The organism is Brenneria uluponensis, assembly GCF_032395385.1.
Taxonomy (GTDB): domain Bacteria; phylum Pseudomonadota; class Gammaproteobacteria; order Enterobacterales; family Enterobacteriaceae; genus Prodigiosinella; species Prodigiosinella aquatilis.
Genome location: NZ_CP135917.1, coordinates 3,559,698 through 3,580,682 on the forward strand (window position 1 = coordinate 3,559,698; position 20,985 = coordinate 3,580,682).

At 48.6% G+C, this 20,985-nt stretch carries 12 protein-coding genes; 7 read left to right on the forward strand and 5 right to left on the reverse strand.

Annotated features, from left to right (window positions below):
- Window positions 1-2 precede the first annotated feature (2 nt).
- The 3 genes from menH to menF form a co-directional block, all read right to left on the reverse strand.
- Window positions 3-782: a 2-succinyl-6-hydroxy-2,4-cyclohexadiene-1-carboxylate synthase gene (gene menH / locus RS889_RS16645; protein WP_315708066.1), complete on the reverse strand. Its 780-nt coding sequence runs from the start codon at window positions 780-782 to the stop codon at window positions 3-5.
- Window positions 776-2,452: a 2-succinyl-5-enolpyruvyl-6-hydroxy-3-cyclohexene-1-carboxylic-acid synthase gene (gene menD / locus RS889_RS16650; protein ID WP_315708067.1), complete on the reverse strand. Its 1,677-nt coding sequence runs from the start codon at window positions 2,450-2,452 to the stop codon at window positions 776-778. The genes menH and menD overlap by 7 nt, the downstream gene beginning before the upstream one ends.
- A gap of 107 nt (window positions 2,453-2,559) precedes the next feature.
- Window positions 2,560-3,882: an isochorismate synthase MenF gene (gene menF, locus RS889_RS16655; protein ID WP_315708068.1), complete on the reverse strand. Its 1,323-nt coding sequence runs from the start codon at window positions 3,880-3,882 to the stop codon at window positions 2,560-2,562.
- Window positions 3,883-5,085: 1,203 nt separating this feature from the next.
- On the opposite strand from menF, the gene RS889_RS16660 reads away from it, so the two are divergent.
- Genes RS889_RS16660 through rcsB form a run of 3 tightly spaced genes read left to right on the forward strand, consistent with a single transcriptional unit; the run spans window position 5,086 to window position 9,603 of the window.
- Window positions 5,086-6,267, forward strand: coding sequence for an MFS transporter (locus RS889_RS16660; protein ID WP_021015026.1), 1,182 nt, complete (start codon window positions 5,086-5,088; stop codon window positions 6,265-6,267).
- Between the two features lie 4 nt (window positions 6,268-6,271).
- Window positions 6,272-8,959 carry a phosphotransferase RcsD gene (gene rcsD, locus RS889_RS16665; protein WP_315708069.1) on the forward strand — a complete coding sequence of 896 codons (2,688 nt, stop codon included), beginning with the start codon at window positions 6,272-6,274 and terminating at the stop codon, window positions 8,957-8,959.
- Window positions 8,956-9,603 carry a response regulator transcription factor RcsB gene (gene rcsB, locus RS889_RS16670; protein WP_021015024.1) on the forward strand — a complete coding sequence of 216 codons (648 nt, stop codon included), beginning with the start codon at window positions 8,956-8,958 and terminating at the stop codon, window positions 9,601-9,603. Before rcsD ends, rcsB begins: the two co-directional genes overlap by 4 nt.
- Before the next feature lie 54 nt (window positions 9,604-9,657).
- Here rcsB and rcsC read toward each other — a convergent pair whose 3' ends face one another.
- Both rcsC and gyrA read right to left on the reverse strand, forming a co-directional pair.
- Window positions 9,658-12,519, reverse strand: coding sequence for a two-component system sensor histidine kinase RcsC (gene rcsC, locus RS889_RS16675; protein ID WP_315708070.1), 2,862 nt, complete (start codon window positions 12,517-12,519; stop codon window positions 9,658-9,660).
- Between the two features lie 125 nt (window positions 12,520-12,644).
- Complete coding sequence (gene gyrA, locus RS889_RS16680; RefSeq protein WP_315708071.1) at window positions 12,645-15,284, reverse strand: DNA topoisomerase (ATP-hydrolyzing) subunit A; 2,640 nt, start codon at window positions 15,282-15,284, stop codon at window positions 12,645-12,647.
- 257 nt (window positions 15,285-15,541) lie between these two features.
- Here gyrA and ubiG point away from each other — a divergent pair, with 257 nt between their 5' ends.
- The 4 genes from ubiG (at window position 15,542) to yfaE (ending at window position 20,478) form a co-directional block, all read left to right on the forward strand.
- Window positions 15,542-16,261, forward strand: a complete 720-nt coding sequence (ubiG, locus tag RS889_RS16685; protein WP_315708072.1) for a bifunctional 2-polyprenyl-6-hydroxyphenol methylase/3-demethylubiquinol 3-O-methyltransferase UbiG — start codon at window positions 15,542-15,544, stop codon at window positions 16,259-16,261.
- Window positions 16,262-16,724: 463 nt separating this feature from the next.
- On the forward strand, window positions 16,725-19,010 hold the full coding sequence (nrdA, locus tag RS889_RS16690; RefSeq protein WP_315708073.1) for a class 1a ribonucleoside-diphosphate reductase subunit alpha: 2,286 nt from the start codon (window positions 16,725-16,727) through the stop codon (window positions 19,008-19,010).
- A 71-nt stretch (window positions 19,011-19,081) separates the two neighbouring features.
- Window positions 19,082-20,212 (forward strand): class Ia ribonucleoside-diphosphate reductase subunit beta, encoded by a 1,131-nt coding sequence (gene nrdB, locus RS889_RS16695; protein WP_315708074.1) that lies wholly within the window; start codon window positions 19,082-19,084, stop codon window positions 20,210-20,212.
- A 5-nt stretch (window positions 20,213-20,217) separates the two neighbouring features.
- The gene (gene yfaE / locus RS889_RS16700; protein ID WP_037380739.1) at window positions 20,218-20,478 is read left to right on the forward strand and encodes a class I ribonucleotide reductase maintenance protein YfaE; all 261 of its coding nucleotides are present in this window, start codon (window positions 20,218-20,220) and stop codon (window positions 20,476-20,478) included.
- Window positions 20,479-20,985: the final 507 nt, after the last annotated feature.

The window sequence follows — 20,985 nt, forward strand, 5'->3', positions numbered from 1 at the left end:
AATCATTGTTCCTTAGAGGGATGCGAAATAAACCAACGAATCCGTGCGGCATAGTCCGCCGGATTCGCCTGATGAGCGTTATGACCGGCATTGGCCACGCTCAAGAGCGGTAATTGATATTGTGCTGCCAACGCCTGAAATTTGTTATCACTGTCGCCGCACAGGTAGCCAAACGGCACGCGAAGCTGGCGCAGTTTGTCCACCAGCCACGGCTGGTGGGACAACGAAGTTGCCTCCAGCATACCCGCTACGGCGGGGCCATGATTGTGGCTGCGCCGCTCAGTCAGCGCCTCACGCTGCATTTTGTTCAGATCGGCAAATACCGGCTGCGTGTACCAGTCCGGTAATACCTGCTGCAACGGCTCGGTGCGAAAACGCGCCGCCCAGTGTGCATCATGCTGTTGCCGCGCTTCCCGCTGTGCGACATCGGCCAGACCGGGATGCCCACCCTCCACCAGTAATCCACGTAGCCCAGGGTCATCACGCTGGCACGCGTGATACATGGCGAGACGGCCACCCAACGAATACCCCAGCAGCCAATAATCCGTCACCGATTGCTGAACCAACAGGTCATGCAACTGTTGGCTAACCGTAGCAAAACTGTCCGCCGCGACCCATCGAGACGCACCGTGACCGGGAAGATCCACCAGTAACACCGGACGATCCTGCAAAAATGGCAGTAGCGCTTGCCAGTCTTCACCGCTGCCAAGCAACCCATGCAGAAACACCAGCCACGGTTGTCCTGGCTGCGCCGTTCCGATTTTCTGGCAATGTATTACCATGATGCTACCTCGGAAAGCAGTTGGCTCAACGTTTCAGCCCCCGCTTTTGGCGTTACCATCACCTCCAACAGAGTAGTGTCGCACTGTTGCCAACCTTGCGTGACCGCATCTTCTACCTGCTGCCAGTTCTCCGCTCGTACATAACGCAAGCCAAACATCGCCGCCGCATGGCCGAACTCCACCTGCTGCGGCATACAGTAAAACATTTCCCGCTGTTCTGGCGGTGTTGGTAGCAGAGAAAATATCTGCCCACCGTTATTGTTAACCACAATGAGCACCAAGGGTGCTGGCACCTGACGCAATAACGCCAGCGCATTGAGATCATAAAGCGCCGACAGATCGCCAATGATACCCAGTGTCGGACGACTATTCGCCCGCTGCACACCAGCCAGCGTAGAAATCAGACCGTCAATACCACTAGCCCCACGGTTACTGTAAACCGGATATCCAGCCGGCAATTGCGCCAAAGCATCCACCAGACGCACAGTCAGGCTGTTACCCACAAAAAATTGCCCATCTGTAGGCAGCAATTCGGGAACACGGTGCGCCAGTTGTGCCTCACCAAAACCGAAAGTCAGTCGAGAAACCACCTGCTGATGTACTCGCCCGACACAGTCGTCGAGTGCTTTCGCCCAGGGAGCCTGAGCGGAAGAAGGATGGGCCGTCAGCCAGACACCGATATCAGCCACCAGTCGCCGCCCACGATGTTGGGCCGGGTCAAGACGCCCCGATAATGGATCAACCAGCCAGTATTCCAGCGGCTGGCTCACTGCCTGCCACTGCAATAACCGTTTTCCGGTCAGGCTACCGCCAAACTGCACGACCAGTTCGGCCTGTTGCAAAATCGCAGCCTGCGGGTGTGCCAACCATAAATCTGCGCATGGCAACGGCTGTCCGCTTTGTGAGAGAACATCGCCAATCAGTGGCCAACCAAGCTGTTGTGCCCAATGGGCAATTTTTTCACCCTGTTCTGCCGGCACTCGCCCAACGATGACCACACCGCGTTTCTTCTGCCATGATAGCCAGTCCGGCTGCATAATACACCCGGCCGGAGCAGTATCCGCCCGCAGCCAGGGGGAACCCTCCTGCCACCAGTCCCCCAGCGTTTGCAGCCAATCCTGGTAAATATTCGGGTCATCAGCGCCATAGAGTGGTTCGGCAAATGGACAATTGATATGCAGCGCGCCATAGGAAAGTGATGTCAGGGCGTTATCAACGGCGGATACCAGCCAACGGGCAGAAATATCGGGTGTCGGACGGGGCAGGCTCAGTGTTTGCTGCGGATGTGAAGCAAACATGCCTGCTTGACGAATAGCCTGATTTGCCCCGCAGTCAATTAGCTCTGGCGGACGATCGGCGGTCAATACGACCAACCGTTCACCGGTCAACCCCGCCTCTATCACTGCCGGATAAAGGTTGGCGGCTGCCGTACCCGACGTCACAACGATCGCGACGGGTTCACGTCCTGCCTTCGCCAGCCCTAACGCCAGATGTCCCAATCCACGCTCATCAAAATGCGTATGGCAAATCAACGCCGGATGATTGGCGGCGGCAAGCGTCAATGGCGTAGATCGAGAGCCAGGCGCGATGCAGACATGGTGTACACCGTGACGGGTCAGCGCTTCGAACAACACTGAAGCCCAGCGGTGGTTAAATACATTTGTGGACATGATCGTCTCAACAACTCTGGTTGCGGGTTGTAGTCATAATTATATTTTTTTCTGTACCATCGACTTTGATATAAACCAGCAACTGGCACAACGAACATAAAACAAAACTATGACATATCACCGTCTAATAGCGATTTAAGTCCAGCGGCCTTGTTTTCCAGCTCCTGCCACTCTTGTTGTGGATCAGAACCAGCCACAATACCGGCGCCGGCATACAGCGTTAGTATATTTTCCGCGATATCTGCCGAGCGTAGCGCTACACAGAACTCCGACTGCTGACGGGAAAGATAACCGGCAGATCCAGCGTACCAACGACGGTCAAACGGCTCATGCTGCGCCAAGAATTGTCGGGCTGCTACTCGCGGTAATCCTGCCACCGCCGCAGTGGGCTGTAGCAGGTGGAGGCAGACACGGTCCGAGGCTTCACGCAATGTTACCTGAATGGACCGTCGCAGATGCTGAACTTTGCGTAAACGAACAACCTCAGGTCGCATTACATCCAGCGTCAGTGCCGACTGACGTAAGCGCTGGCAGATATCGTCCACCACCAACATGTTTTCACACTGGTTTTTCACATCATTCATCAACCAGTCGGCCAGTTCTGCCGCGCGCCTGTCGTCCCGATCACTGGCCACGGTCCCGGCAAGGGCTTCTGTTTCCAGTTGATTTATCTGGCGGAGATACAAACGTTCGGGGCTGGACCCCAGAAAAGCCTGATGGGCATCAAACGCCAGCATAAAGTGATAACAGCGATGATTGACTGCACGACTGGCGGCCATAAACGTTGTCGCCCGCAACGGCGTATCCAGCGTCAGGGTGGTCGCCCGAGCAGGAACTACCTTTTCCATTTTGCCAGCGTTAATGTCTTCCAGCGCGTGGTGCAACATGTCGATCCACTGCTGGCGATCAGGTTGGTGCTGCGTGTGCTTAATTACCGCATATAGCGGTGGTAGGGCGTGTAATGGGGCAAGCTGGCGCATAAACGCCAGAGCCTGATGCGCATCATCCTGCAACGATGTGTCACTGAACAGGTTAACGCACACCTGCAACAGATTACCCTGCCGCAATAGCGCAATACGTGGCAAGAACAGGTAGCCCGCTATCTGCTCTCCGTCCCGCTGTTGTTGCCCGAAAGCATTCAACCCCCAGATACGAACACGGTTATCAGTCGTATGCTGCTGCAAAAACGTTTCTGCTTCTCCAATATTATTGAAGTTACAGGCCTGGCCACACACGGCGGCCTCTTCATCATCCTGACGGTGCTGCCAGTAAAATTGGGGGTACAAGGGCTGTGACGCCAGCCATGCCAGTAATAAGGAGGTTTCAGTCAGCGTCATCGACAATGTAATGGGCCGAAAGCCGGCTTTCTCTGGCAATGGTTTACTTAATTCTTTCTGCATGCGTTGCAACAAGCCTGAAAGTTGCTTCACGTTAACCCCAGCATCCTAACTGAAAGGATGGAATTATACGGGCCGTCTCGTAGAAACGAAATGCCACAGAAGTACGATCCCGCATCAATCGCAAAATCCACTATCTCAGAGAATAAAAAATGGCCGAGTGAGGTCCAGGAATGGAAAAAGTAATCAAAGGCGACCAACGCATTTGCAACTCGAAGGATAACGGGTGCGTACTTAATAGATTTTAAGTTACAGATATGGGTAACCTCGTGGATGATACGGCAATAAATACGGCGTTTAATCGGGAATAGCACCCGCCTGATTGATAAGGCACTAAAAAGCGTAATTCCGGGCCACCTCAACGTTTATCATTTAAAAGTCGAGATACATACTCTATTTTTAAACACATAAAACAACACTTATTTACAATATGATACGACAATGCGTAAGCAATAGGGAAAAGTCGTTAAAGATAAATATAATCAATAAATTACAATCATAAATTTTCATTAAAAATAATAATTATAATTTTTTTCATATTTAAATATGAGATATTTCAGCATAATTGCCTATTCATACACGGATGTTATGAATGAAAAACATTCTGTCGATATATGATATCATTTCGCATTAAGTGATAAAAAAGTAGAAAATGAACGCATTACACTAATCATTCTTCATCATCTTCATTCCTCTATTAAGAATATTTTCTTTTCTATTGCCGGTTCGTCCGGCATTTTTTATAGTTCGATAGAACCGGCTATACCCCAAATAATTCGAGTTGCAGGAAGGCGGAAAGAGAGTGAATCCCGAGGAGCTTACTCAGGTAAGTGATTCGGGTGAACGAACGCAGCCAACACACCTGCAACTTGAAGTATGACGGGTATATACCCAATAGATTTCGAGTTGCAGAAAGACGTCAAGTGAAGGAATCCCGATGTGTCCACTCAGGTAAGTGATTCAGGTAACAAATCTGTCGAGAGCAGATTTGAACCCTGTTTATAGCGGCTCCAACAGGGCGAGGTTTGGTCATGGGCGCGTCATTGGACGCCACCAACGCACCCGCAACTTGAAAGATGACGGATATATCACTGTGTTTAACGCTCATACTCCTCATTTCGCAATCACGCAGAGAAAAACGCTTCCCTTCGCGATAAAATGATTCACTTATGGTAAAAGTAAGCGCTTATTTGTGTTTTTCTGACTCATGTTTTTTCTGGCGGTATCCATCAGGCTATGAGTACAACATTAGACCCCAAAACGACCAACGGACAACCGTCGCTTTCTGGCAGACCCGAGCAGATGGCAACACGCCTCGTCTTCTTCATTACGGGTATCACCATTTCTGCCTGGGCACCACTGATACCGTTCGCAAAGACGCGACTCGGCATCAACGATGCGTCACTCGGCGCATTGTTATTAACGCTTGGTATCGGATCATTACTCGCGATGTTACTGGCTGGATTCCTTACCAGCCGTTTTAGCTGTCGTCGTGTCATTCTGATAGCCACAATCTGCACATGTCTGATACTCCCTGCGCTGACCCAAGCCGATACCATACTGGAAATGGCGGTGGTTCTGTTTCTATTTGGTTTTGCGCTTGGCCTTATTGATGTTTCCATCAACATTCAGGCGGTGGTGGTGGAGCAGGTCAGCGGCCACGCCATGATGTCGGGGTTCCATGGCTTTTACAGCGTGGGGGGGATCGCTGGCGCCGGAGGGCTCAGCGCCTGTCTTTGGCTGGGGCTGTCACCGTTTTTCGCTACATTGGTGGTGGTGACGCTCACTCTGCTGTTATTGCTTGGGTCACAACGTCATCTACTCCGGTCAAGAAGCACACAGAACAAGGGGCCATTATTGGTACGTCCTCGTGGTCGGGTACTGGTTATAGGCATACTTTGCTTCATAATGTTTCTGACCGAAGGCGCCATTCTGGACTGGGGGGCGCTTTATCTGACTACCGCTCGTGGTTTTGACAATAGCTGGGCGGGTATCGGTTATGTGGCTTTTTCCATTACCATGACGGTGGGAAGACTTAACGGTGACCGAATCGTTAATGCGTTAGGACGTTACGCCGTCGTCGCAGGAGGTAGTTTGTGTGCCGCTTTGGGTCTACTGTTAAGCATCAGCATTAACCATCCGGCAACGACCATTGTCGGATTTATGATGGTCGGCATTGGCGCGTCTAATGTAGTCCCCATTCTTTTCACTGCTGCCGGTAACCAGAAAACCATGTCTACCAATATGGCAATCGCGTCTATCTCCATCCTCGGCTATATCGGTATTCTGGCCGGTCCAACACTGCTGGGATTCATTTCACAATGGAGCAACCTATCACTGGCACTGGGTGTTGTCGTACTGTTGCTATTGATTGTCAGCGCAAGTGCACGCACCGTGACCCGTCCATCAGGAGTCTGATTTAATGCCCGCCATCATCATTCGTTACTTCGCCCTGTTCATTATGCTGTTACTCCTGATAACCGGGGTGTTTAGCTATAGCTATATCAATAGTTGGATGACGGAGAAAAAATACGATTTGACTGATATTGCAGAAGATATGCAAAAGCGTATCGATGCTTATCGATTCTATACCGACCAAATATACAAAAACCTGATCAACGATCCTGTCACCGCCACAGATAACAGTAATATCAATCTCATCACACTGGTGCCGAATGTATTTTATGCAGAAAAAAGCGGCCAGAAAACAGATGCGCTGATCTTCGGGCAACATGACCAGGCGACCCTGAATTCAATGCGCAAAATGTCGCAGTACCTGGACATTCTGTGGGGTGCCACAACTGATGTATATTCGCTGTATTATCTGAACGGTGCGGATAATAGCCTGACGATGATCTCCACCCAACCACTGAAAGATATCTCTTCACAATTTCGCGGTAACTATATTTCCTCAATGGTGGAAGCCCGTAAAGCCGAGATGCTACAGCAGGCCAATGCGCTGGACGAACGCGAAAGCTTCTCTCCGCTACGTAAACTACGCTTTTACAACGATTATTATTTTACGCTGCGCACGACATTCAATCAGCCGGGACATCTGGCAACCGTGATCGCATTCGATCTGTCGATCAATGATCTGATTCCCAGGGATATGTCCAGCGAAGGGTTCATCCTGCGCCAGCAGACACCACCAACCAATATTGAACCGACGACAGAGAATGAAATCCCCACCGATGTCACTCTGGATGGCAGGACACTGGAAGTTTCTGCGCAGCTAATGAATGCTCCGATCAAAATCATCTACATGATTCCGCTGGGTCGTCTGATTACCAACATGTTAAGCGCCAATATCTGGCTGATATTGCTTAATCTGGCTCTACTGGTCATTGCCCTGATGGGGTTCTATGCCTTCCGCCGTCACTATACTCGTCCCCAGGAAGATCTGTCGTATCGTCTTAAAAAACAACAAAGAATGTATACGGAAATTATCAGTCAGGTTCCCATCGGGGTATTGGTTTACGATTTCGGTAGCAACAAGGTAGTGGTCTCCAACTCGCTGGCGGAACGGCTCTCCCCGCATTTGAGCCTGAAGAAAATTGCAACACTGGCGGAGGAGCATCAGGGAGTCATTCAAGTGACTGTCAATAACGAGATGTATGAAGTCCGTCTGTTCCACAGCCAGGAAGCACCTGATTATTACCTGTTCCTGCTGCGTGAGCAGGACCAGGAAATTCTGGTGAATAAAAAGCTACAGTTGGCACAACGGGAGCTTGATAAGAATATTGAGGTACGCAGCAGTCTATTTCGCAATTTAGGTCAGGAATTCAACCAACCTTTGTCATCAGTATATGATCTTGCGCTTTCACTACAGAAAACCGATTACCAACCAGAACAACAACAAGTCATTCGGCAATTAATTGCCGAAGCGGCCCGCGCCGTCAGACTGATAGAAAATATTTCACTACAAGCGCACCTAGAGACAGAGGAATGGACTTCGGCACATGACACTTTCTCGCTATTGACACTGATGGACAATCTGCTGCTGGAATCACTACCGCATATTCGCCAGAAAGGATTGATGCTATTTAACCATTATAATCTCGACATGCGTCAGACTTATTGTGGTGACAGCGAACTGTTAAAGAAAATGCTGTCATTATTGCTGGATTACTCCATCACTAATACAGATTACGGCAAGATTACTGTTTCCCTGACACAGGCAGACGATGCACCTGAACAGCTGATTATTCAGATCAGCGACACAGGTACTGAAATTTCTGACGTCATCCAGGATAATCTGCGCCACCCTTTTTCTGCCCTGCCACTGGCAGATCGATTCAATCAAAATTCCGGACTAACCCTATTTTTGTGCAACCAGCTTTGTAACAAACTGGGGGGACAGTTACAAATTAACAGTAAGTCAGGACTGGGAACACATTATATTCTGACGTTAATACTGAAACCGGAAGCTCTGCCTGTCGACGACGACGACGAAAAATTGCTGGATGGTATTACCGTATTACTCGATATCACCGCGATTGAAGTGCAACACATTGTCAATCGCATGGTCAGTAGTTGGGGGGCCAATTGTGTTATTTACGATGAACGATTGATGACACAAGAGGCCGCGCTGACGATTACGGATGATATGGAAAAATTGACCGATTACACCATTCTGGTTACCAGTGACGACACACAACTGGTGCCGATAGGTCATCGTCGATTGCGTACCAATTACAACATCAGCCAGCTTATGCTCGATGCCATGCTGAAACTGATTGAGCAGCAGTTGGAAACTTCTTCTGAAGATACCGTGTCAGAAAACGCTGACGGCATCAGTTTCTACGTCCGTCAGATCAAAAACAGTGACTATTACTCACTGTTTGTAGAGACAGTACCGGAGGATTTAAAGAGACTGTATACTGAAACAGAAAACGGCGATTTTTTGTCACTGGCGCAGACCGCACATCGGCTTAAAGGCGTATTCGCCATGTTGAATCTGCACCCTGGCAAGCAATTATGTGAAGAGCTGGAGAAACTTATTACCTCACAGGATAGTGTACAGATTGAAAATAACCTTCAACGAATTGAACGTTTTGTCAGTGCATTACTACAGCAGGGGGTAACTAACAACATGAGTAATAAACAATGAGTAACCTAAACGTAATTATTGCAGACGACCATCCTATTGTCATTTTTGGCATCAGAAAGTCGCTTGAGCAAATTGAATGGATAAATATCGTGGGTGAATTTGAGGAATCCACAACACTGGTCAATAATCTGCCTAAACTGGATGCCGACGTTTTAATTACTGATTTATCCATGCCTGGTGATAAATATGGCGATGGTATTACTTTAATCAAATATATCAAACGACATTTTCCGCAGCTCTCCATTATCGTTCTTACCATGAATAACAATCCAGCCATTCTCAGTGCGGTGCTGGAGTTGGATATTGAAGGTATTGTGTTAAAGCAAGGTGCGCCAACAGACCTTCCCAAAGCGCTGGCTGCCTTGCAGAAAGGAAAAAAATTCACACCAGAAAGCGTCACCAAAGTGCTGGAGAAAATCAGCGCCAGTGGTTATGGCGACAAGCGACTGTCCCCCAAAGAGAGTGAAGTGCTGCGTCTGTTTGCCGAAGGTTTACTGGTGACAGAAATCGCCAAGAAACTGAACCGTAGTATCAAGACTATCAGTAGTCAGAAAAAATCAGCGATGACCAAGTTGGGTGTCGATAATGATATCGCCTTGCTGAATTATCTGTCTTCCGTCAGCGTTACCTCTGACAAAGAATAAACACACCGGGCGTGGTGAATACTTGTTTGCCATTCCCGGCCACGTTAGCCAGAGTCAAGAAGCGGATGATTCCTGTTTTTGTCGCACCAGATTACTGTAGTAGGACAGCGTTTTTTGCAAGGTATCTAACGTCACTGGCTTAGACAGACAGTTGTCCATACCGGCCTGTAAACAGCGTTGCCGCTCTTCTGCCAGGGCATTGGCAGTGACGCCAATCACGGGAAAAGTCTGTTGCATCTCCCTCAGGCACTGAGTCAATTTATAGCCATCCATATTCGGCATATTGACGTCAGTCAGCACGATATCAACGCTGTTCTTCTTCAACCGCTCTAATGCATCAATTCCGTCATTGGCAGTAATAACCTGATACCCCAACGAAACCAGTTGATCTGCCAGCAGACGCCGGTTAATCGGGTGATCATCCACGACCAGAATATTGATGTACTCATTTTCATTGTGGCTGTAACTATCCACTTCCGGTGTTGTCACCGATGCCGGAAGTTCTGCCACCACACGATAGATTCGCCGCAATAATAACGGCAAATCCTGCGGTGCAGAGGTACTGTGCACCCAACAATCCGGACTGACTTGTTGCGCAGAACCGATATGTGAACCGCTAATCATGATCCAGGCACGCATGCTTACAGGCATTGTTAACAGATAATCGGCGATCACCACATCGTCTGCACCGATCTTCTGCCCTTCATGACGTCGAGCATCCAACCCATGATCCTGCAAGAGATCCAGTAAATAGCCCTCCAGACGTACATTACGGACCAACAACCAGCATTTTTTCCCCTGTAAACTGGCGTCAATCACCGAATGAACATAATTAGCCTGATAAAGCGGAATGCGAATGCCAAATTGGCTTCCGATACCAGATTCAGATTCAATCATGATATCACCATCCATAAGGCTGACCAGCTTCTCACAAATCGCCAGCCCCAGTCCGGTTCCCTGAAAATGACGCTGGACACCTGTTCCAGCCTGAAAGAAAGGATCAAACAACTTCATCACTTCCCGGGTATTAATACCGACGCCAGTATCCCGGATCAGAAACTCAAGATAACCATCCCGACAGCCCACCTGAAACACAATACAGCCTGTATCAGTGAATTTAATGGCATTACTGATCAAGTTGGATAATACCTGCTGTAAACGAACCGGATCACCAGAAAGATTCAGCGGTACTCGGGGATCAATAAAGCAGTACAGCGTCAACCGTTTCTTCACAACCAACGGTAGATAATTGCCCACAATATGACTGATGACTTCACGGGGGGAAAACTCACAGGGTTCTATTTTCAGTTGTTCAGACTCTATCTTGGAAAAGTCGAGAATATCGCTGATGATTTTCAGCAGTAGCTCAGAAGAGTTATGCATGGCGGAAACCAGACGGTTTGCATCTTTGGGCAACGTCTTGGTTTGTATCAAATCAAGATTACCGATAATGCCATAGAGCGGTGTTCGCAACTCATGACTAACCGTCGCCAGAAACATGGATTTAGACTGACTAGCCTGCTCCGCCGCATTTGCCATTTCCTGCAATGACTCCTCCATCCGGACACGCGCACTCACATCCAGCAACACACAGATGGCGACATTCTCATTACGATAGCGCGAATGGACAAAGCTGATTTGCAGATGATGCTGGCGTCCAGTCAGTACATCGACCGACTTCGATTGCTGTTCACAAATAATATGGGTGATCCGTAAACGATCTTCATAGCTCAACAGATTAAGATAATTATGGGCCAGCTCATTACTGAGAATATTAGTGCCGTCACTAAGGCGTAGAATACAGATACCCACAGGGGCAGAAGCTACAATTTTACGATTGAACTGTTCATTTTCTTCCAGTTGAAATGCATTCTTCTCTGCCGGTCGGAATATCTTGCGCTCAAAGAGCCGCGTCATCAAAAACAGGAGAACAGCCACTAGCAAATTCAGCACCACAGTTTTAATTATCAGCGAATTGAGCGCACTTAGTAGCACATCCAGCGGCAGCGAATACACAACATTTAATGTGGTTGGCAACAACACCTTTTTCAGAATCAGCTCGTTGTACCCATCGACATAACCAAAATAGTTAATCACCTCAGGGTAATGGCTGATACTTGCACTATTACGATTCATATCGCTGAACTGCAACAGTGTCTTATTATTTTTATCCAGCAATTTCACGCCAATCGGTAAATCACTGCTCATCAGAAAATCATCCAGACGAATGGTTTGTTCTATCCCCATTATCGTGATGAGCCGGTTATTGTCATAAATTGGCGTTAAGGCATAGAAATAACCCACATCTGATGTAGGACCAGGAGTAACCCAGAAAACACTGTCGTTCCGACGGCCTAACAATTGCTCATTTTTCTCATTCAGAAAGTGGTCCTGCACATTCTTCATCAGGCTTTCACTATCCAAAGACTGGTTGCGGATCCCAAAATCCACCATGCACTGTTGATTGCTATCGACAAAAAAGATTCTGTTGAGATCGTAAACCGAAGAAAAATCCTCATGCCACTGTTCAAAAAAAGTCACCAGCGGTGTCAACTGCGCAGGATTTTTAGCATATATCGCCGAGCAATTTCGCCCCGAAGCAAGGGAATACACTGAAAACAATGATGATTTGTCAGGCACAGACTGGTCATGCTCTGCCGCCAAAAGAGTGCTTAACCGTTGGGTAGCCATGTATTTCAATTCATGCGCAATATCGGTGGCATGACGTATATATCCTTGCGACTGATCAAAGTTCAGGTTGAAGATCTGACGCAGTTGCGACTCTTTATCATTCATCACCTTACTGACATAAAATACCGATATCAGCGCGCCAAGGAGCCACAGCATAATAGCCAGTACCCGGAACATATAGCGGGATACTTTGAGCGTAGTTTGAAATGAAGCTATAAATTTCAAAGGAATACCGTAAGGTTGTGGAATTATCACCAATAGGTAAAATCTGCGAATACACTACCGACACTGCATAAAAAAAGCCAGCGTATCACTCGCTGGCTCTGGGTTACTCTGGGCAAGTATCTGGGTTATTCATCATCTTCGGGAATGTCGTCATCGTTATCGATGTCATCGACATTACCCTCGTCTTCAGGCACTTCACCCTCAACGGCCACAACACCGTCCAGTTCTTCGTCTTCTACAGGTTCAGCAACCCGCTGCAAGCCAACGACATTTTCATCGTCTGCCGTGCGAATCAGCGTAACCCCTTGTGTATTACGGCCAACAATGCTGACTTCGGATACACGGGTACGTACTAACGTGCCGGCATCGGTAATCATCATTATCTGATCAGCCGCATCAACCTGCACCGCACCGACAACCTTGCCATTGCGGTCGCTCACCTTGATTGAAATCACGCCCTTGGTAGCACGGGATTTCACTGGATATTCGATGACCGCAGTACGCTTGCCAAAACCATTCTGCGTTACCGTCAGAATATCGCCCTCACCTCGAGGAATAATCAGGGAAACCACCCGATCTTCGCCCTGCAAGTTGATACCTCTCACGCCTGTCGCTGTCCGGCCCATGCAACGGACTGCGCCTTCGGAGAAGCGAACCACTTTACCGGCAGCAGAGAACAACATCACTTCATCGCTACCATCGGTGAGATCAACCCCGATCAGCTCATCACCGTCATTCAGATTCACAGCAATGATACCGGCGCTGCGTGGACGGCTGAATCCAGTCAGTGCGGTTTTCTTCACTGTACCGCTGGCCGTTGCCATGAACACACTCTTCCCTTCTTCGTACTCACGTACCGGTAGGATAGCCGTAATACGTTCATTTGGCTCCAACGGCAACAGATTCACGATCGGGCGACCGCGTGCTCCACGGCTGGCTTCCGGCAACTGGTAAACTTTCATCCAATAGAGTCGGCCACGACTGGAGAAACACAGGATAGTGTCATGGGTATTAGCCACCAGCAGGCGATCGATGAAATCTTCTTCTTTAATACGCGCAGCAGATTTGCCTTTACCACCACGACGTTGTGCTTCGTAGTCGCTCAGCGGCTGATATTTGACATAGCCCTGATGAGACAACGTCACCACAACATCTTCCTGGCTGATCAAATCTTCGATATTGATGTCAGCAGTGTTATGGGTGATTTCCGTACGACGGGGATCGTTATACTGCTCTTTGATCGCTTCCAGCTCTTCGCGGATCACTTCCATCAGACGTTCTGGATTCTGCAGAATGTACAGCAGCCCGGCAATCTGAGTCAGAAGTTCTTTATACTCATCCAGCAATTTCTCATGCTCAAGACCAGTCAGCTTCTGCAAACGCAGATCCAGAATCGCCTGAGCCTGAGGCTCGGTGAGATAATATTTCCCTTCATGAATACCGAATTCCGGCTCCAGCCATTCCGGCCGTGCGGCATCATCCCCCGCACTTTCCAGCATGGCGGCAACGGTACCCAAATCCCAAGGTTTGGAAATCAACCCCGCTTTGGCATCCGCCGGTGTTGAAGCATGACGAATCAACTCGATTATCGGATCGATATTCACCAGAGCAATCGCCAGGCCTTCCAGGATATGGGCCCGTTCGCGTGCTTTACGCAATTCAAAGATAGTTCGGCGGGTAACCACTTCACGACGATGACGGACGAATGCAGATAAAATATCCTTCAGCGTCATAAGTTTAGGTCTTCCCTGATGCAGGGCGACCATATTGATACCAAAAGAAACCTGCATCTGCGTCTGGGAATACAGATGGTTCAGCACCACCTCACCGACCCCATCACGCTTGATTTCAATCACGATGCGCATACCGTCTTTATCCGACTCGTCACGCAGCGCGCTGATTCCCTCAATACGCTTATCTTTTACCAGCTCGGCGATTTTCTCAATCAGGCGGGCTTTATTCACCTGATATGGAATTTCATGAACGATGATCGTCTCACGACCACTTTTGGCATCAGCTTCTACCTCGGCGCGAGCACGGATATAAACCTTGCCACGACCGGTACGGTAGGCTTCCTCAATACCACGCTTGCCGTTAATGATGGCCGACGTAGGGAAATCCGGCCCTGGTATATGGGCCATCAGGCCTTCGACGCTGATATCTTCATCGTCAATATAGGCCAGGCAACCGTTGATCACTTCAGACAGGTTATGAGGAGGAATATTGGTCGCCATCCCCACCGCAATACCGGACGAACCATTTACCAGCAGGTTCGGAATGCGGGTAGGCATAACGTCAGGAATCTGCTCCGTACCGTCATAGTTCGGTACAAAATCGACGGTATCTTTTTCCAGATCGGCAAGCAGTTCATGGGCAATTTTCGACATGCGAACTTCGGTATAGCGCATTGCAGCGGCGGAATCGCCGTCAACGGAACCGAAGTTACCCTGACCATCTACCAACATGTAACGTAATGAAAACGGCTGCGCCATACGCACAATAGTGTCATACACCGCGCTATCACCATGTGGGTGATATTTACCGATAACATCCCCGACCACACGGGCCGATTTTTTGTAAGGTTTATTCCAGTCATTCCCGAGTACACTCATCGCAAACAGTACGCGACGATGTACCGGCTTCAGGCCATCACGAACATCTGGCAACGCACGCCCGACAATAACAGACATGGCATAATCCAGATATGAGCTTTTCAGCTCGTCCTCGATGTTGACCGGTGTAATTTCTCTGGCAAGGTCGCTCATGGAGCCGCTATCCCTCTATTAATGCATCCACCCGGGTTCAAAAGGTGAAAAATTATAGCACAAAGCGCAGTTTCTGGGAAAACTCCACACCCGTTACCCTACTTTTATTCATCAGAAAAAACGTCACCCGGACAGAAAAGAATCGCCACATCACATTTATCCCTTCATACCGACAAGAATAACCAGCCGACTACAACATCGGTTGCAGGATAGATATACTCGCTATAGCGAAAATAAAGACAAGGTTATAAATACCCATGAATGCAGACACCAAACCCCTGAATGTCGATCACCAGGAAATTGCCAAATTTGAGGCAGTAGCCTCCCGCTGGTGGGATCTGGAAGGTGAGTTCAAACCATTACATCGTATTAACCCACTGCGCCTGAATTATATTGCTCAACACGCAGAAGGTATTTTTGGCAAAAAAGTACTGGATGTCGGCTGTGGCGGCGGCATTCTGGCAGAAAGCATGGCCCTGGAGGGAGCCAGTGTTACCGGGTTGGACATGGGTAGCGAACCGTTACAGGTAGCGCGGTTGCACGCACTGGAAAGCGGTATTACCGTTAACTATGTGCAAGAGACGGTAGAAACGCACGCTGAAACCTGTGCTGGTGAATATGACGTCGTCACCTGTATGGAGTTGCTGGAGCATGTCCCAGACCCACAGTCAGTAGTGGAAGCCTGCGCCAGGTTGGTAAAACCGGGAGGGCACGTCTTTTTCTCCACCATCAACCGTAATGCCAGGGCCTGGCTGATGTTGATTGTCGGTGCCGAATACATTACCAATATGGTTCCTCGTGGTACGCATGACATCAAAAAATTTATCCGTCCGGCGGAACTGTTGCAGTGGGTTGACGCCACTCGTCTGCGAGAGCGTCACATCAGTGGCCTGCATTACAATCCGCTAACCGACCGTTTCCGGTTGGGAGCAAATGTAGACGTCAACTACATGGTACATACCCGGTGCGACAGTTAAAAAAAACCAAATAATTTTTAAAACCAGTGCCTTTGTAACACTGGTTTTTTTATATCCAAAGCTCAAGAATAGAATGCCCCTTCCACTCTCCCGGCTATTTAAAGGATTTCGGCGTCAGCAGATTATTCCGAACGCTTCGTACTTGAATCCTCTTCAGATCAAGAAGATAATTTTCACATCGGACAAGAAACCGGCATTCGATCAATTTTTTTATTTTTCCATTCATTCGGTTGACAAAAAAAGAAGCCGCATAGGGGCTGGGATTTAGCGCATTTGTAACATTTCGTCCCTATGTTATCCACAAAACCTCAGTTTTTGTTTACTTGCAATCACTGACTTTTCCCACTATCTTGTTATCAAAACCAACCCAACCCCCTATATATAGTGTTTGCTTCTGACAGAAAACACTATTTTCATTTTTGTTATGATAGGGTGTTAAAAGAAATAACAGGTACTAAGCCACATGAATCAGAGTCTGCTCGTTACCAAACGCGATGGCAGTAAAGAACGCATCAATCTGGATAAAATCCACCGGGTGATCGCCTGGGCTGCAGAAGGATTACACAACGTCTCTGTTTCGCAGGTTGAATTGCGTTCCCACATTCAATTTTATGACGGCATAAAAACCGCTGATATCCACGAAACCATTATCAAAGCGGCGGCCGACCTTATTTCCCGGGAAAGCCCTGACTATCAGTATCTGGCCGCGCGTCTGGCCATTTTTCATCTGCGTAAAAAAGCTTACGGTCAGTTTGAACCGCCATCACTGTACGATCATGTGGTGAAAATGGTTGGGCTGGGCAAATACGATCATCATCTGCTGGATGATTACACGCCTGAAGAATTTACCCAGATGAATATGTTTATCGATCACTGGCGCGATATGAACTTCTCCTATGCTGCTGTCAAGCAATTGGAGGGGAAGTATCTGGTGCAAAACCGCGTCACGGGCGACATCTATGAAAGCGCTCAGTTCCTGTATCTGTTGGTCGCAGCCTGCCTGTTTTCGGGCTATCCGCGCGAAACGCGTCTGGATTATGTCAAACGCTTCTACGACGCCACTTCCACGTTCAGGATTTCACTGCCGACACCCATTATGTCTGGCGTGCGCACCCCGACCCGTCAGTTCAGCTCTTGTGTACTAATCGAGTGCGGCGACAGTCTCGATTCCATCAATGCCACGTCCAGTGCGATTGTTAAATATGTTTCCCAGCGAGCAGGTATCGGTATCAACGCCGGTCGCATCCGTGCACTGGGTAGCCCGATCCGCGGTGGTGAAGCCTTTCATACCGGCTGTATTCCTTTCTACAAACATTTCCAGACGGCAGTGAAATCCTGCTCTCAGGGCGGTGTACGTGGTGGTGCGGCCACACTGTTCTACCCGTTGTGGCATCTGGAAGTGGAAAGTCTGCTGGTGCTGAAAAACAATCGGGGTGTGGAAGGTAACCGCGTCCGTCATCTCGACTATGGCGTACAACTCAACAAACTGATGTATCAACGGCTGGTTAAGGGTGAAGACATTACGCTGTTCAGCCCGTCAGATGTTCCCGGTCTCTATGACGCGTTCTTCGCCGATCAAGATGCATTCGAACAGTTGTATGTGAAGTATGAACAGGATGATAGCATCCGCAAAAAGCAGATCAAAGCGGTAGAACTGTTCTCCCTGATGATGCAAGAGCGCGCGTCCACGGGCCGCATCTATATTCAGAATGTGGATCACTGCAATACCCACAGCCCATTTGACGCACAGGTAGCGCCAGTACGTCAGTCCAATCTGTGCCTGGAAATCGCGCTGCCCACCAAACCGCTGAATGACGTCAATGACGAAAGTGGTGAAATTGCGCTTTGCACGCTTTCCGCGTTCAACCTTGGCGCCATTGACAGTCTGGACGACCTGGAAGAGTTGGCGACACTGGCGGTACGCTCGCTGGATGCTCTGCTCGATTATCAGGACTATCCGATCCTTGCTGCAAAGCGCGGTGCTATGGGCCGTCGCACCTTAGGTATTGGTGTCATTAATTTCGCCTACTATCTGGCGAAAAACGGCGTGCGCTATTCCGATGGCAGCGCTAATAACCTGACGCACAGAACCTTTGAAGCCATCCAGTATTATCTGCTGAAAGCATCGAATGCATTGGCCCGCGAACAGGGTGCCTGCCCATGGTTCAACGAAACCACGTATGCACAAGGTCTGCTGCCGATTGATACATATAAACGCGATCTGGACGCCATTTGCAGTGAACCTCTGCATTATGACTGGGATGCGCTACGTAAGGATATTAAACAGTATGGTCTGCGTAACTCTACGTTGTCCGCGCTGATGCCATCCGAAACCTCATCACAGATCTCTAATGCGACCAATGGTATTGAGCCGCCTCGGGGTTATATCAGTGTGAAAGCTTCCAAAGACGGTATTCTGCGTCAGGTGGTGCCTGAATATGAACGTCTGAAAGATGCATATGAATTACTCTGGGACATGCCTAACAATGATGGTTATCTGCAACTGGTAGGGTTAATGCAGAAATTTGTCGACCAGGCAATCTCCTCTAACACGAATTACGATCCGGCACGTTTCCCGTCAGGGAGAGTTCCGATGAAACAGCTCCTGAAAGATTTGCTCACAGCGTACAAATTTGGTGTGAAAACGCTGTATTACCAGAACACCCGTGACGGTGCCGAAGACACGCAGGGCGACCTGTTGGATACACCTCAGGACGACGGTTGCGAAAGCGGTGCTTGTAAGATCTGAGTCTATTACAGAGGCTGCTCCACAGCCTCTGTGTTTAACAAGAAAACCATTACTGCCAGATCGAGATACTCATGGCCTATACCACTTTTTCACAGAATAAAAACGACCAACTACTGGAACCGATGTTCTTCGGCCAGCCAGTCAACGTGGCGCGTTACGATCAGCAAAAATATGAAATTTTTGAAAAGCTGATCGAAAAACAGCTTTCTTTCTTCTGGCGCCCGGAAGAAGTCGATGTGTCCCGCGACCGTATCGACTATCAGGGTATGCCCGAACACGAAAAACACATTTTTATCAGCAACCTGAAATACCAGACGCTGCTGGACTCCATCCAGGGACGCAGCCCAAACGTGGCCTTGCTGCCACTGATTTCCATTCCCGAGCTGGAAACCTGGGTGGAAACCTGGGCGTTTTCAGAAACGATTCACTCCCGTTCCTACACACACATTATCCGTAATATTGTCAACGACCCGTCACTAGTATTTGATGACATTGTGACCAATGAGGAAATTCTCAAACGGGCAAAAGATATCTCCGGCTTTTATGATGATCTGATTGAAATGACCAGCTACTACCACCTACTGGGAGAAGGCACACATCAGATCAATGGCAAGAGTATTACTATCAACCTTCACGTATTGAAGACAAAACTCTATCTATGCCTGATGAGTGTCAACGCACTGGAAGCCATTCGTTTCTATGTCAGTTTTGCCTGTTCATTTGCTTTCGCTGAACGCGAGCTGATGGAAGGCAACGCCAAAATCATCAAGCTGATCGCCCGTGACGAAGCCCTGCATCTGACAGGAACGCAGCACATACTGAATCTGATGCGTGCTGGTCATGACGACCCGGAAATGGCGCAGGTGGCAGAAGAGTGTCAACAACAGTGCTACGATCTGTTCGTACTGGCAGCGCAGCAGGAGAAAGAGTGGGCAGATTATCTGTTCCGCGATGGCTCGATGATTGGCCTGAACAAAGACATTCTTTGCCAGTATGTGGAATATATTACCAACATCCGTATGCAAGCTGTTGGTTTACCACTACCGTTTGAAACCCGCACCAATCCGATTCCGTGGATCAACGCCTGGCTGGTTTCAGACAATGTACAAGTGGCGCCACAAGAAGTTGAAGTCAGCTCTTATCTAGTCGGTCAGATTGATTCGGAAATCAACGCCGGCGACCTGAGCGATTTCCAACTGTAATTTCCATGAATATTTCAACAATTACTCTGCGCATCTCTGGTGCGCAGCTTTCCTGTTCAGACGAACACTCGTCACTGCTGGATGTTCTTGAATCCCACCGGATAAATGTCGACTATCAGTGTCGATCTGGTTATTGCGGCGCCTGTCGTACCCGACTGCTGAAAGGGAGTGTGGTCTACCGACAAGCACCACTGGCCTGCCTTCGACAGGATGAGATTCTGCCCTGCTGCTGCATGCCTGTGGATGATATTGAGCTGGATATATAATAATGCCTTTGTAACTGCACTATTATTCTGTTTATTTTTATAGCTACAGGCGTCGCTTAATCATTTCGGATAACGCAGGTTATTCTAGTTAGCAATATTTCATTTTATGGTTTTCTAGCAAGACACTATACCCAAAATAATTCGAGTTGCAGGAAGGCGGCAAGAGAGTGAATCCCGATGAGCTTACTCAGATAAGTGATTCGGGTGAACGAACGCAGCCAACACTCCTGCAACTTAAAGTATGACGGGTATATTTCCTCATACTAATTACGTTCAATAATAAATAATTGTCGGCACCTGCTTGTCCCGCCATCTTCCGGTCGTCTCAGTGAAGCCATATTGCTCAATCCAGTTGAAAACAGAGCGATGAAATCAGCAGATCGGCAAAGCAATTGGGCAAATTGCAGTATCTCCGATATTATCATTAACAAACAATCCCGAATCAGCAGATAACGGGGGTTTGGTCGCTTGCTGGGAATAGGCAGCAGCCACTCCGTCGAGCGTCGT

Coding starts and splice junctions, on each gene's coding strand:
- rcsD (WP_315708069.1), top strand. CDS start 6,272: ATGCCCGCCATCATCATTCGTTACTTCGCCCTGTTCATTATGCTGTTA.
- gyrA (WP_315708071.1), bottom strand. CDS start 15,284: ATGAGCGACCTTGCCAGAGAAATTACACCGGTCAACATCGAGGACGAG.
- yfaE (WP_037380739.1), top strand. CDS start 20,218: ATGAATATTTCAACAATTACTCTGCGCATCTCTGGTGCGCAGCTTTCC.
- menH (WP_315708066.1), bottom strand. CDS start 782: ATGGTAATACATTGCCAGAAAATCGGAACGGCGCAGCCAGGACAACCG.
- menD (WP_315708067.1), bottom strand. CDS start 2,452: ATGTCCACAAATGTATTTAACCACCGCTGGGCTTCAGTGTTGTTCGAA.
- rcsB (WP_021015024.1), top strand. CDS start 8,956: ATGAGTAACCTAAACGTAATTATTGCAGACGACCATCCTATTGTCATT.
- ubiG (WP_315708072.1), top strand. CDS start 15,542: ATGAATGCAGACACCAAACCCCTGAATGTCGATCACCAGGAAATTGCC.
- nrdA (WP_315708073.1), top strand. CDS start 16,725: ATGAATCAGAGTCTGCTCGTTACCAAACGCGATGGCAGTAAAGAACGC.
- nrdB (WP_315708074.1), top strand. CDS start 19,082: ATGGCCTATACCACTTTTTCACAGAATAAAAACGACCAACTACTGGAA.
- RS889_RS16660 (WP_021015026.1), top strand. CDS start 5,086: ATGAGTACAACATTAGACCCCAAAACGACCAACGGACAACCGTCGCTT.